9 protein-coding genes are annotated in these 12153 nt (G+C 74.9%); 2 read left to right on the top strand and 7 right to left on the bottom strand.

Features of this window, described 5'->3' with window-relative positions; translation table 11 throughout:
• Positions 1–378: 378 nt before the first annotated feature.
• The 4 genes from ACWEQL_RS36795 to ACWEQL_RS36780 form a co-directional block, all read right to left on the bottom strand.
• Complete coding sequence (locus tag ACWEQL_RS36795) at positions 379–1062, bottom strand: nucleoside/nucleotide kinase family protein (RefSeq protein ID WP_452154974.1); 684 nt, start codon at positions 1060–1062, stop codon at positions 379–381.
• Positions 1063–1075: 13 nt separating this feature from the next.
• Positions 1076–2047: a S66 peptidase family protein gene (locus ACWEQL_RS36790; RefSeq protein WP_452154972.1), complete on the bottom strand. Its 972-nt coding sequence runs from the start codon at positions 2045–2047 to the stop codon at positions 1076–1078.
• Between the two features lie 187 nt (positions 2048–2234).
• On the bottom strand, positions 2235–3299 hold the full coding sequence (trpS, locus tag ACWEQL_RS36785; RefSeq protein ID WP_452154970.1) for a tryptophan--tRNA ligase: 1065 nt from the start codon (positions 3297–3299) through the stop codon (positions 2235–2237).
• Positions 3300–3501: 202 nt separating this feature from the next.
• Positions 3502–3654 carry a hypothetical protein gene (locus tag ACWEQL_RS36780; protein ID WP_452154968.1) on the bottom strand — a complete coding sequence of 51 codons (153 nt, stop codon included), beginning with the start codon at positions 3652–3654 and terminating at the stop codon, positions 3502–3504.
• A 124-nt stretch (positions 3655–3778) separates the two neighbouring features.
• Here ACWEQL_RS36780 and ACWEQL_RS36775 point away from each other — a divergent pair, with 124 nt between their 5' ends.
• Positions 3779–4981 carry a hypothetical protein gene (locus ACWEQL_RS36775; RefSeq protein ID WP_452154966.1) on the top strand — a complete coding sequence of 401 codons (1203 nt, stop codon included), beginning with the start codon at positions 3779–3781 and terminating at the stop codon, positions 4979–4981.
• Between the two features lie 70 nt (positions 4982–5051).
• Here the strand turns inward: ACWEQL_RS36775 and ACWEQL_RS36770 are convergent, their stop codons facing one another.
• Positions 5052–5597 (bottom strand): NUDIX hydrolase, encoded by a 546-nt coding sequence (locus ACWEQL_RS36770; RefSeq protein ID WP_452154964.1) that lies wholly within the window; start codon positions 5595–5597, stop codon positions 5052–5054.
• 119 nt (positions 5598–5716) lie between these two features.
• Here ACWEQL_RS36770 and ACWEQL_RS36765 point away from each other — a divergent pair, with 119 nt between their 5' ends.
• Positions 5717–6640 carry an ATP-grasp domain-containing protein gene (locus ACWEQL_RS36765; RefSeq protein ID WP_452154962.1) on the top strand — a complete coding sequence of 308 codons (924 nt, stop codon included), beginning with the start codon at positions 5717–5719 and terminating at the stop codon, positions 6638–6640.
• 63 nt (positions 6641–6703) lie between these two features.
• On the opposite strand, the gene ACWEQL_RS36760 is transcribed toward ACWEQL_RS36765, so the two are convergent.
• Both ACWEQL_RS36760 and ACWEQL_RS36755 read right to left on the bottom strand, forming a co-directional pair.
• A complete protein-coding gene (locus ACWEQL_RS36760) occupies positions 6704–10903 on the bottom strand; it encodes an ABC transporter ATP-binding protein (protein ID WP_452154960.1) in 4200 nt (1399 codons plus the stop codon).
• Between the two features lie 275 nt (positions 10904–11178).
• A complete protein-coding gene (locus ACWEQL_RS36755) occupies positions 11179–11910 on the bottom strand; it encodes a TetR/AcrR family transcriptional regulator (protein WP_452154958.1) in 732 nt (243 codons plus the stop codon).
• Between the last annotated feature and the right edge of the window lie 243 nt (positions 11911–12153).

The following is a 12153-nucleotide window of genomic DNA, read 5'->3' as shown; positions in this document are numbered from 1 at the left end:
ATCTGGCGTTGACTTTTGGCACGCTGTTGAGTTCTCAAGGAACGGACACTTCCTTCGGACCGCCTTCCAGCGGGCCCTCCGGGCGCTTCGTTCTTCCGTGTTCCCAGCCTATCAGACGTTCTCCGTGCCGTTTCCGGCGCTTCGTTCATCCAATTCGCTGGTGTCTTCCGGGAGTTGATGTCCCGTCCGACGTTTCAAACTCTAGCCGATCCCCGCTCCGAAAAGCGAATCGGCCGCAACCCATTTAAACGCGCACACCAAAATACGCCCGGCCCGCGTCGAGACGCGACCCGGCACGAACCGGAAGTGATGTTTCAAGGGATTGGCCGCCCCGGGACCGTCCGCGCCGATGCGTGTCCGGTGCTCCCTGCCGAGCGACTAGGAAACACTACGCCCATCCCCGAGCCGAGGCAAATCGCCCAGCCGGACGATCCGCGTGCAGAGCGACCGGCTCGTCTTCACGTACTCGCCGTTGGGGTGGTCGTTGCCGGCGACCCAGTGACGGGCGGCGCCGTCGTCCCGCCCGCCGTCCCGGTGGCGGCGGAGCAGGCGCCGCTCGCGTTCGGCGTCGTCCGCCTCGACGTACCAGAGCTCGCGCAGGAGGCGGCGGGCCTCGGGCCAGGGGGCGTCGGTGGAGGCCAGGTAGTTGCCCTCGGTGATGACCAGCCGGGTGCGCGGGTGGATCACGTGCCGGGCCGCGACGGGTTCGTCGAGGGTGCGGTCGAAGTCGGGGACGTAGATGTCCTGGAAGCGGTCGGTGGCGACGCGGCGCAGCAGGGCGACGTACCCGTGGGCGTCGAAGGTGGCGGGGGCGCCCTTGCGGTGGGCGAGGCCGAGGCGGTCGAGCTGGGCGGCGGAGAGGTGGAAGCCGTCGAGCGGGAGGTGGGCGGCGCTACCGGGGCCCTCGATGCGCTCGACCTCCTCGACCAGGTACCGGGCGAGGGTGGATTTGCCGGCGCCCGGGGGGCCGGCGAGGCCGAGGATCGTACGGGCGTCGCCGCCCCGGCCCCGGATCAGGCCGAGGGCCTCGGCGGTCAGCTCGGTGAGGGTCTGCTCGTGCATGGGCGCACCCTACTCAGTGGGCGGCGCCGCCGGGGGTGCTGAGGGCGGGCCGGTCGAGGGTGAGGGTGCCGGCGTCGGCGTCGAGCAGGGCGGGGACGCCGAGGGGGACGGTGAGGGTGGACGGGCAGTGGCCGAAGCCCAGCTCCCAGAGGACGGGGACGCCGAGCGGTCCGAGGCGGTCGAGCATGACGTCCCGGACGCGGTCGGGCCGGCCGCAGCCGTCCCAGGAGCCGAGGGCGACGCCGGTGACCCCGTCGAACGTGCCGGTGCGCAGCAGCTGGGTGAGGATGCGGTCGAGCTGGTACGGCTGCTCGTTGACGTCCTCCAGGACGAGGAGGGCGCCGGCGTAGGAGGGTCGGGCCGACGGGGTGCCGCGTTCGGCGGCGAGGACGGAGGCGCAGCCGCCCGCCGTGACGCCGCGGGCGCGTCCGGGGATCAGGGTGCCGGCGGTGGCGGAGGTGAGGACGGTGGTGGCCGCGGGGTCGAAGAGGGTGCGGCGCAGGTGCTCGGCGGTCGGGCCGTCGGCGGTGAAGGTGGTGGCGGCGGTCATCGGGCCGTAGAGGGTGACGAGTCCGAGCCGCTGGGCGAAGGCCTCGTGGAGGGAGGTGGCGTCGCTGAAGCCGATCAGCACCTTGGGTGGTGCGGCGCGCAGGGCGTCCCAGTCGAGGAGGTCGACCATGCGGTGCACGCCGTAGCCGCCGCGGGCGCAGATGACGGCGGCCACGGTGGGGTCGAGCCAGGCGTCCCGGAGGTCGGCGGCCCGGTCGGCGTCGGTGCCGGCGAGGTGGCCGAGGGTGGGGTGGGTGTCGAGGACGTGCGGGCCGACGGTGACCTCCAGTCCCCAGGAGCGCAGGACGGCGCAGCCCTCGGTGAGCCGCAGGGCGTCGACGGGGCTGCTGGGGGCGACCACGGCGACGCGGTCGCCGGGGCGCAGGTGCGGTGGACGGGTCAGTCCTCGGCCGGGTGCGGGCACGCGGGGCTCCATGCCGGGTCTCCTTCCGGGAGGGCGGGGGGTGCCGGTGCCACGGGGTGGTGGTCGCCCGTGGCACCGGTGCGGGGTTCGTCGAGGACGTCGGCCCGCCCCTGACGGGACGTCGGCCGGAGGTTCGATCACCCAAGGTATGCCCTGTCCGGGGCGGGCTGACCCCGGGGGCTGTGGGGGCCGGTCGTGGTCACACGGAGCCCATCACCGCCCGGACCTCGGTGAGGGTGGCGTCGGCGACGGCGTTGGCGCGTTCGGCGCCTGCGCGCAGGACGGCCCGGAGGTGGCCGCGGTCGGCGGCGAGGTCGGCGCGGCGGGCGCGGATGGGGCGCAGGTGTTCGTTGACGGCCTCGGTGACGGTGCGTTTGAGGGCGGCCGCGCCGCCGTTGCCGATCTCCTCGGCGATCCGCTCGGGGGCGCGGTCCTGGCAGAGCGCGGCGAGCCGGAGGAGGTTGGAGACGCCGGGCCGGGTGGCGGGGTCGTAGGTGATGTGGCGTTCGGGGTCGGTCAGGGCGCCCTTGATGAGGCGGGCGGTGGTGTCCTCGTCCGCGGCGAGCGGGATCGCGTTGCCGCGGCTCTTGCTCATCTTGCCGCCGTCGGTGCCCCGGAGCAGCGGGGTGGCGGAGAGCAGGGCCTCGGGGCGGGGGAAGAGGCCGGTGCCGTCCGGGCGGGGGTAGCGCTCGTTGAAGCGGCGGGCGACGGTCTGGGCGACCTCCAGGTGGGGCAGCTGGTCCTGGCCGACGGGGACGGCGGTGGCCCGGCAGAAGAGGATGTCGGCGGCCTGGTGGACGGGGTAGGTGAACATGAGGCCGTTGACGGCGGCCTGGCCGGAGTGGGCGCTCTCGTCCTTGACGGTGGGGTTGCGGGCGAGTTCGGCGACGCTGACCAGGCTGAGGAAGGGCAGCATCAGCTGGTTGAGGGCGGGGACGGCGCTGTGGGCGAAGATCGTCGCGCGGGCGGGGTCGAGGCCGACGGCGAGCTGGTCGAGGACCAGGTTCTCGGTGTGCTCGGCGAGGTCGGCGGCGATGTCACGGTCGGTGATGACCTGGTAGTCGGCGATGACGACGAACATCTCGACGCCGAGCCGCTGGAGGCGTACCCGGTTCCGGAGGGTGCCGAAGTAGTGGCCGAGGTGCAGCGGCCCGGTGGGGCGGTCGCCGGTGAGGACGCGGTGGGCGGCGGGGTCGCGGCGGATCCGTGCGTCGAGGTCGGTGGCGGCGGTCACGGCGGCGGCGGTGACGGTGGTGGTGCTCATGCGGGGTTCTCTCCTCGGTACGGCGGTGGTGGCGGCCGTCCGGGCGGGGCCCGTTCCCCTGGGGGCGCGTCCACGAGGACGCGAAAGGGCCGTCCATCCGGACGGCCCTCGGTCAGGCGTGACTGGTGGCCGTCCTAGGACGGCCACCAGTCGAGACCTGCGAAGCGCTTCATGCGGTCGAGGATAGCGATGCGGGGCGCCGTCAGTCCTCCATCACCAGTGCGGGGGTGTCCTTGCGCAGCGTCTCGCCGCGGAAGGACTCGGGGCGGCAGAGGCCGTACCAGGTCATCAGGACCGCGCCGAGCAGCAGGATGCCGACGCCGGTGACGAACACCGGGCCGACGCCCAGGACCACGCTGACGGTTCGACGGGCCGCCCGCGCCGGACACCGGGGGCGCCGCACCCCGCGATAAGCCGCTTGGAGCTGTCCCCGGGGTGCGGGAGGATCATCGGGACCGCACCCCGAAGGGCTTGTGCCGATGACCACGCTCGACCAGACCGACCCCGCTCAGCGCTCCGTCCCGGTCCCCGTGCCGGCCCCGTCCGGTCCGGCGGCCACGCCCGTACCGACCGAACCTGCCCCGACCGAACCCGCACCACCCGCGGCCACCACCGCGGTGTGCTCCATCGCGGCGGTCGGCGAGCCCTGCGCGCGGCCCGTACGGGACGACTCCGTGCCCCGGCCGCGTGCCGGGGACGGCGGGGTGGACGGGCACCCGGACGCGGCCCCGGTGGGCGGCGGTGCGACCGGGGGCAATGGCAAGGTCGACGCGGGTGCCGCAGGCGGGGGTGCCGCGGGCGGGGGTGCCGCCGGCGGGAGTGCGGACACGACTGCCCGGCTGCGGGCCGGGTTGGCGGCGCGGCTGCGCGCGGCGTACGAGCAGGGCAGGCCCGTCGGCGAACTCGCCGTCGCCTGCCGCCGGTCGGTCGCCGAGACGCGTGCGCTGCTGGTGGAGGCCGGGGTCCTGCTGCCGCCCGCCGTCACCGGCGGGGCCGACCGGGCCGGTACGGCCGACGGCTCCGGCCGGGGCGACCGGCCGGGCCGGACCACGGGCGCGGGAGCGGCCGCGGCGGTGCTGCGGAGCGCCCAGGAGGAGCTGCGGACCGTCCGCACCCGGCGCCCGTCCCCGTCCCGCCGGCTGAGCCGGATGCACCCGCAGGTCGCCGCCGCGCAGACCCGGGCGCGGACCGCGGCCCTGGAGGCGGCGGACGAGGCGGTCGGCGCCACCGTCCGCCCCCGGGCCGCGGAGGCCGACGGCACCGACGGCACCGGTGTCACGGTCGCGGGTACCGGGGTCACCGACGCGACCGTCCCCGACGGGGCCGGGCCGGTCGCCGAGACCCCGCTGGGCATCCTCATCGGCGGCACCCCCCAGCTGCCCGAACCCACCGGCCGGCCGGAGGAGCTCCGCCCGCTGCGGGTGAACGCCCGGCTGGTGCGGGCCGGGCGGGGCACCTGCATGGTGGTGCTGCCCGCCTGGCGGCCCGCGATCGCCGTCTCGGTGCCGACCGAGCAGCTGCTCGACGCCACCGGCCTCGACCTCGACGGGCTGGCGGGCGCGCAGCTGTCCGTGCTGATCAACCCCGAGGCCCTGCACGACCGCGAGCTGGGCCTGCACGACTGGCGCACCGGCCCCGCCACCCGGGCGGGCGGGCGGCGGGGCGGCGGACGGAAGTCCTGACGGACGCCGATCGGGCGGCACGAGAGGGCGCGGCACGAGAGCCGCAGTACGAGAGCCGCGGTACGGGAGGTCAGCGCCTTCCGGTGCGCACGGCGGGTTCGTTCGGGACGTAGCCGAGATCGACGGGCACCACGTCCCGGTCCCCGGCGGCCCGGCGCTCCCGGACTCCGGCCAGCAGCTCGGGCAGGCTGGGCGGCCAGAGGGCGTCGGCGTTCTCGTCGGCGAGGTCCTCCGGAGTCCACCACCGCCAGTCGAGGATCCGGTCCGTCGCGTGCACCTCGCTGACGTCCCCGAGCGGCCCCCGGTGCGGGCCGTCGGTCAGGTAGATGTGCTCGTGCTGGCGGACCCGGATGCCGTGCCAGGTGAAGTCGTGCTCCCAGGTGCAGAGCAGCGGGCCCGGTTCGAGGTCCGTCCAGCCGGTCTCCTCCCAGAGCTCGCGGCGGGCGCCGTCCCGAGGGGACTCCCCCGCCTCGATCCCGCCGCCCGGCATGGCCCAGTGCACCCCGACCTCGTCGTTGTCGGAGCGCAGCAGGAACACCGAACCGTTCTCGTCCAGCACGACCGTCCGGGCCGCCTGTCGGGGGGTCCGCCTCCGCGTTCGCCACAGGTTTCGCATCGCCACACTCTCGCAGCGCCGTCCTCCTACGGTCGAGCGGGTTACCGGCCGTGCCCACCCGGCGGCCGGGTGCGCGGGTTTCGCTCCCGGCGCGCGGAGGGCCCCGTACGCTGACGGCCATGCCCGCACCGGTGATCCTCTTCCCCTCCGACCCGCTGCACCCGCGCCGCCCGGACCCGCACTTCGCGTGGGAGGCCCGGCTGGTACGGGAGTCGGGCGGCACCCACCACCTGATCGACCACGACGCGCTGACGGCCGGGGAGGTCGAGGAGGCGGTCCGCCGGGTGCCCGACGGGTGCGGGCCGTTCTGGTACCGCGGCTGGATGATCCCGGGCCCGGCCTACGCGGCGTTCACCGCGGCGCTCGCCGCGCGCGGGGCCAACGCGCTGACCGGCGCGGCCGGTTACGCCACCGCGCACGAACTCCCCGGCTGGTACGGCGTCTTCGAGGGTGCGACCCCCGTGAGCAGCTGGCTGCCGGCCGACACCTGGGCCACCCCGTCCGGCCCCGGGGCCGCCGAACTCACCGCCGCGGCGCGGCGGCTCGGCGGGCACGGCCCGGCCGTGGTCAAGGACTACGTGAAGTCCCGCAAGCACGAGTGGGACGAGGCCTGCTTCGTGCCGGAGCTGGCGGACCTGCCGGCGCTCGGCCGGGTGGTCGCGCGCTTCGTCGAGCTCCAGGGCGAGTTCCTGGCCGGCGGTGTGGTGCTGCGCCGGTACGAGGAGTTCGAGCGGGACGGGCCGCTGGAGCGGGCGGCCGAGGCCCGGGTCTGGTGGCTGGACGGCGAACCCGTCCTGGTCGGACCGCACCCCGACACCCCCGGGCACGCCCCGGAGCCCGACCTCGCCCTCGTCCGTCCGCTGGTCCGCGCGCTCGGCTGCCGCTTCGTCACCACCGACCTGGCCCGGCTGGCCGACAGCAGGGACGCGGGTGAGGGCGAAGGCGGCGGCTGGCGGGTGGTGGAGGTCGGCGACGGGCAGGTCAGCGAGCTGCCGCGCGGGGTCGACGCGTCCCGGCTGCTGAAGTCCCTGCTCGCCGCCTGAACCCGGCCGGGGCACGCCGGAGGGCACGCCGTCGTCCGACGTGCCCTCCGGTGGGCTCCGGAGTCATCCGCCGACGGGCTGCGGCGCCTTGTGCCCGTCCGCGATGAACGCCTGCCACAGCCGCGCGTACACCCCGCCCCCGGCGAGCAGCTCGGCGTGCGTACCGTCCTCGACCACCCGGCCGTGGTCGAGGACCACGATCCGGTCGGCCCGCTCGGCCGTGGTGAGCCGGTGGGCGATGACCAGCGTGGTGCGGCCGCCGACCAGCCGGTCCGCCGCGTGGTTGACCGCCGCCTCGGTGGCCAGGTCGAGCGCCGCGGTGGCCTCGTCCAGGAGCAGGATGTCCGGGTCGACCAGCTCGGCCCGGGCGAGCGCGATCAGCTGGCGCTGCCCGGCGGAGAGGTTGCGGCCACGGCCGGTGACCTCGTGGTCGTAGCCGCCCGGCAGGCCGACGATCATGTCGTGCGCCCCGACCGCGCGGGCCGCGGCCTCCACCTCCTGCGGCGAGGCCGAGGGCCGCCCGTACGCGATCGCCTCGCGGACCGTCCCCGCGAACAGGTACGCCTCCTGGGGCACCACGCCCAGCCGGTGCCGGTACTGCGCCAGGTCGTAGCGGGTGAGGTCCACGCCGTCCACCCGGACCGTGCCGGCCGTCGCGTCGTAGAACCGGGCGACCAGCTTGACCAGCGTCGACTTCCCCGCGCCGGTCTCCCCCACCAGGGCCACCGTCTGGCCCGCCGGTATCCGGAGGTTGACGCCGGACAGCACGTCGGGCGCGCGCCGGTCGGCGCCGGGGGTATCGGGAGTGCCGGAGGTGCCGGTGTCCGGATCCTCGGCGGCGACGGCCTCGCCCGGTGCGGCGTTGTAGGCGAAGCTCACGTCGCGGAACTCGATCTCGCCGCGCAGCTCCGTCACCGGCAGCGGATCCGCGGCCTGGGCGGTGGTGGTCGGAGTGCGCAGCAGCTCACGGATCCGGCCGAGGCCCACCGCCGCCTGCTGGTAGCCGTCGAAGACCTGCGACAGCTGGTTGACCGGCGCGAAGAACAGGTCGATGTAGAGCAGGTACGCGACCAGCGCGCCGACGCTCAGCGTGCCCGCGTCGACCCGCGAGGCGCCCACGATCAGCACCAGCGCGGCGGCCACGCTGGAGAGGAACTGCACGAACGGGAAGTACAGCGAGATGTACAGCTGCGCCCGCACCCGGGCCTCCCGGTAGGCGACGCCCCGGGCCACGAAGCGGTCCGTGTTGGCGTCGATGCGGCGGAACGCCTGGACGATCCGCATGCCGGCCACGTTCTCCTGCAGGTCGGCGTTGACCGTGCTGATCAGGTCCCGGGAGATCTCGTACTGCGCCGCGGACTTCTTGCGGAACACCAGGGTGGCGGCGACCAGCAGCGGCAGCACCGCGAAGACCACCAGCGCCAGTCCGGCGTCGATGATCAGCAGGGCGGCGAAGATGCCGAAGAAGGTCAGCAGGCTGACCACGGCCGTGACCACGCCGGTCTGCAGGAACGAGGTCAGCGAGTCGAGGTCGGTGGTCATCCGGGTCATGATCCGGCCGGACAGCTCGCGCTCGTAGTAGTCCAGGCCGAGCCGGTTGAGGTGCGCGAAGATCTTCAGCCGCAGGGTGTAGAGCACCCGCTCACCGGTGCGTCCGCTCACCCGGTTCTCCGCGCCCTGGACCAGCCAGTCGAGCAGGACCACCACCAGCGCGGCGAGGGCTGCGGTGGTCACACCCACCATCGCGGCCCGGGACACGCCGTCGTCGATGCCGTGCCGGATCAGGATCGGCAGCACCAGGCCGGCCGCCGCGTCCAGCGCGACCAGCAGCAGCGCGAGGGCCAGCGGACGGCGGAAGGGGCGCAGCAGGCGGCGGAGGCTGAAGTCCGGGTCGCCCCGCTCGGCCTCGGCCGGGGACATGTCCGGGGTGTCGGTGGCCGGCGGGAGCGCGGCGACCTTGGCGAGCAGGTCGGGGGCCGCCGTACGGGCGACCTTGGCCAGCGCCTTGGTCGGCATCGCGGGGGCGGCGGGCCCGGCCGGCCGGGCCGCGTCGGCGGGGGTGGTGGTGGCCGGGGCGGAGGGCTCGGGGTCGGCGTGGGAGTCGGAGTCGGGCCGGGGCCGGGACTGCGGTGTCCGGTCGTCGGCTGCCCCGTCGACCGCTCCGCCGACCGGGGCGCCGGCGATGTCGGCGGCCGGCCCGTCGGTGGCTCTCGCGGCGGTTCCGCCGGCCTCGGGGTCGGTGATCAGGACCCGGTACCGGGGACACCGGGCCTCCAGTTCCTCGTGCGTACCGATGTCCACCAGGCGGCCGTGGTCCAGCACGGCGATCCGGTCGGCGAGCTGGAGGGTGGAACGGCGGTGGGCGATCAGCAGCGTGGTCCGGCCGGTCATCACCGAACGCAGGGCGTCGTGGATCTCCGCCTCGATCTGCGGGTCGACCGCCGAGGTGGCGTCGTCCAGCAGCAGGATCCGCGGGTCGGTGAGGATGGCCCGGGCCAGGGCGATGCGCTGGCGCTGGCCGCCGGAGAGGGTCAGGCCCTGCTCGCCGACCTTGGTCCCGTAGCCGTCCGGCAGCTCCCGCACGAACTCGTCGGCCTGCGCGGCCCGGGCGGCCGCCTCGATCTGCTCGTCGGTCGCGTCCGGGCGGCCGTACGCGATGTTGGTGCGGACCGTCTCGGAGAACAGGAAGCTCTCCTCCGGCACGATGCCCACGGCCGCCCGGACCGAGTCCAGCGTGAGGTCGCGCAGGTCGTGGCCGTAGAGCCGGACCGCGCCCGCCGCGGGGTCGTAGAACCGGGGCACCAGCTGCGCGACCGTCGACTTGCCCGAACCGGACGCGCCGACCAGTGCCAGCGTCTCCCCGGGAGCCAGCCGCAGGCTGAGCCCGTGCAGCACGGGCGAGGGGTGCTCGGGGTCGTACCGGAACTCGACCCGGTCGAACTCCAGCGCCACCTCGGGGGTGCGCGGGCCGACGGTGGCGGGGGTGGACGGTACGGGCCCCGCGGGTGCGCTGTCGGCGGGCGCGACCTCGGTGGGCGCGCCCTCGGCGGTCACGGCCGCGGGCTCGATGGTCACGGCCGCGGGCTCGACGGGCCGGGTGAGGTCGAGGGTGACCGCGTCCGGGCGCTCCTGGACGAGCGGGCGCTCGTCGATGAGCTGGAGCACCCGCTCCACGCCGGCCCTGGCCTGCTGGCCGACCGTGATGACCATGGTGAGCATCCGCACCGGGCCGGTCATCTGCGCCACGTACGTCGAGAACGCCACGAAGGTGCCGAGCGAGACCCGTCCGTCGACCGCCAGCCACCCGCCGAACGCCAGCACCGCCACCTGGGCCAGCGCCGGGATCGCCTGCATGGCCGGGTTGTAGCGGCTGTTGAGCCGGACGGAACGCAGCCGGGCCGCGAAGAGGTCGCGCGAGGCCGCCTCCAGCTTGGCCTGCTCCTGGGTCTCCTGGCCGAAGCCCTTGACCACCCGCACGCCGCCGACCGCCTCGTCCACGACACCGGCGACGGCGGCCGCCTCCTGCTGCGCCGCCCAGGTGGACGGGAAGAGCCGCTTGCGGCTGAGCGTCGACACCCACCACAGGGCCGGACCCATCACCAGGGCTATCAGCGTCAGCGCGGGCGACAGCCAGAGCATGACGGCCAGCGACATCACGAACATCAGCAGGTAGCCGGTCATCATCGGCAGCATCGACAGCAGGCCGTTGATCAGCTGGAGGTCGGAGGTCGCCCGGCCCACCACCTGTCCGGTGTCCAGCCGGTCCTGGCGGTGTCCGTCCAGGCGGCCCAGCGAGCGGAACAGGTCGCTGCGCATGTCGTGCTGGACGTCCAGGGCCAGCTGCCCGCCGTAGTAGCGGCGCACCTGCGTGCAGCCGAACACCAGCACCGCCGCCAGCAGCAGGACCACGGCCCACGGCGCCAGCGAGCGGGTGTGCGCGGTGATCACGTCGTCGATGATCACCTTGGTGACCAGCGGCACCAGCGCCATGACGGCCATCCCGACCAGCGAGGCGCCGAAGGACAGCAGCACGCTGCGCCGCGAGCGCCAGCAGTAGCCGATCAGCCGCCGCAGCCAGCCCGGCCCCGCGCCGTCCGGGCCGGTGGGGGCTCCGGGGCTCGCCGTGGCACGTCCGCCGTCGGCGGACCGGCCCCGGTCACCGCCCCCGTCACCCCCTTCGGGGCCGCCGTCAGGGGTGGCCCCGGTCGTCGTCCGGGCACCGGTCGGGGATAGCTCCGCCGTAGATCCGTGAGTCTCAGGCATATTTAGGGATACTAACCATTCCGTCAGGTGGCCACCATGGAGTTTTCAGGCCAGGGCCGACCGGCCCGCATGAGCCGGTGGACGGAGCAACAGCCCGCGAGCTGCGGTGATTCCCCGCCCGCGGGAGGTCGGGCGGCACCATGGAGCCACCCCCGTCCGCTACCAGCGTGGACGACGGAACGCCCGGATGCCCACCTACCAGCGGACAACCGGTCGCCGGACTTTGGTCCTAGGGCCTGCCGTGGGCCGACGGACCGACCGGCGGAGGCGGGCGGCTACGGGGCGGAGGGCTCCCGGACGGGCGGTTCCAGGACGGACGCCGAGTCTGCGGCGGCCGCGAAGGCGCCCTGGGCGAGGCGGTGCAGCAGGGCGGCCATCGCGTCGCGCTGCAGCCCGGCGCGCTCGCCGTTCGCCGCCGGGGCCTGGGGCTGCGACTGAGCCTGGGGCTGCGACTGCGGTTGGGGCTGGGGCGGCGCCGGGGGCGCGCTGTGCGGGGTGGAGTTGATCAGGCCGAAGACCGCGTGCACGGCGGCCCGGGCGACGGGTTCGGCGTCGGGGGCGGCGAGCGGCGGGAAGGCCTGGCGGACCACGTCCACCCACAGTTCGACGTAACCGCGCTGGAGCCGCCGGACCTTGCGGCGGTCCTCCTCCTTGAGGTGGAGCAGCTCGCGGTCGTGCAGGGTGATGAGGTCGCGGTCGTCGAGCGCGAAGTCGACGTGGCCGCCGATCAGCGCGTCGAGCGCCTCGGTCGCGCTGCCCCGGTCCCGGTCGCCGGCCCGGCGGCGCCCCTCCTCCAGCAGACGCTCGCTGATGCCGATCAGCAGGTCCGCGAGCATCGCGTCCTTGCCGGCGAAGTGGCGGTACAGCCCGGGGCCGCTGATGCCCACGGCCTTGCCGATCTCGTCCACGCCCACGCCCAGGAAGCCCCGGGCGGCGAACAGCCGGGCGGCCTCCTTACGGATCTGGTCGCGGCGTGGGAGCGCGGAGGTGGCGGGGGCGTTCGGCATGCTGCCCATCGTAGACAGTCCGGTTATCGCCCGTTAACCTGGGCGGCACGAGTTAACGCTCATTAACGTCGGGTCGCGGGCCCATCCACCCCCGCAGCCCGTCTGGCGCCGAGGGCAAGGGAGCTCTTGGGATGGTCTTCTCAACCGCCGGCGTACCCGCCGGCGTCATCGGCGGCCCCGTGGGCGGCGGCAGGGCCGACGCCCGTACGGCGGGCGGCCCCGCGGCGGCCGGCGGTTCGCCGC

It is taken from the genome of Kitasatospora sp. NPDC004240 (assembly GCF_053603215.1).
The sequence above is the reverse complement of the archived record's forward strand: the minus strand, read 5'-3'. Positions and strand labels throughout refer to the sequence as shown.

What these genes read in the sequence shown, in the direction of transcription:
- ACWEQL_RS36760 (WP_452154960.1), bottom strand. Translation starts at nt 10,903, where the DNA reads ATGCCTGAGACTCACGGATCTACGGCGGAGCTATCCCCGACCGGTGCC.
- ACWEQL_RS36775 (WP_452154966.1), top strand. Translation starts at nt 3,779, where the DNA reads ATGACCACGCTCGACCAGACCGACCCCGCTCAGCGCTCCGTCCCGGTC.
- ACWEQL_RS36795 (WP_452154974.1), bottom strand. Translation starts at nt 1,062, where the DNA reads ATGCACGAGCAGACCCTCACCGAGCTGACCGCCGAGGCCCTCGGCCTG.
- ACWEQL_RS36755 (WP_452154958.1), bottom strand. Translation starts at nt 11,910, where the DNA reads ATGCCGAACGCCCCCGCCACCTCCGCGCTCCCACGCCGCGACCAGATC.
- ACWEQL_RS36790 (WP_452154972.1), bottom strand. Translation starts at nt 2,047, where the DNA reads ATGGAGCCCCGCGTGCCCGCACCCGGCCGAGGACTGACCCGTCCACCG.
- ACWEQL_RS36770 (WP_452154964.1), bottom strand. Translation starts at nt 5,597, where the DNA reads ATGCGAAACCTGTGGCGAACGCGGAGGCGGACCCCCCGACAGGCGGCC.
- ACWEQL_RS36765 (WP_452154962.1), top strand. Translation starts at nt 5,717, where the DNA reads ATGCCCGCACCGGTGATCCTCTTCCCCTCCGACCCGCTGCACCCGCGC.
- trpS (WP_452154970.1), bottom strand. Translation starts at nt 3,299, where the DNA reads ATGAGCACCACCACCGTCACCGCCGCCGCCGTGACCGCCGCCACCGAC.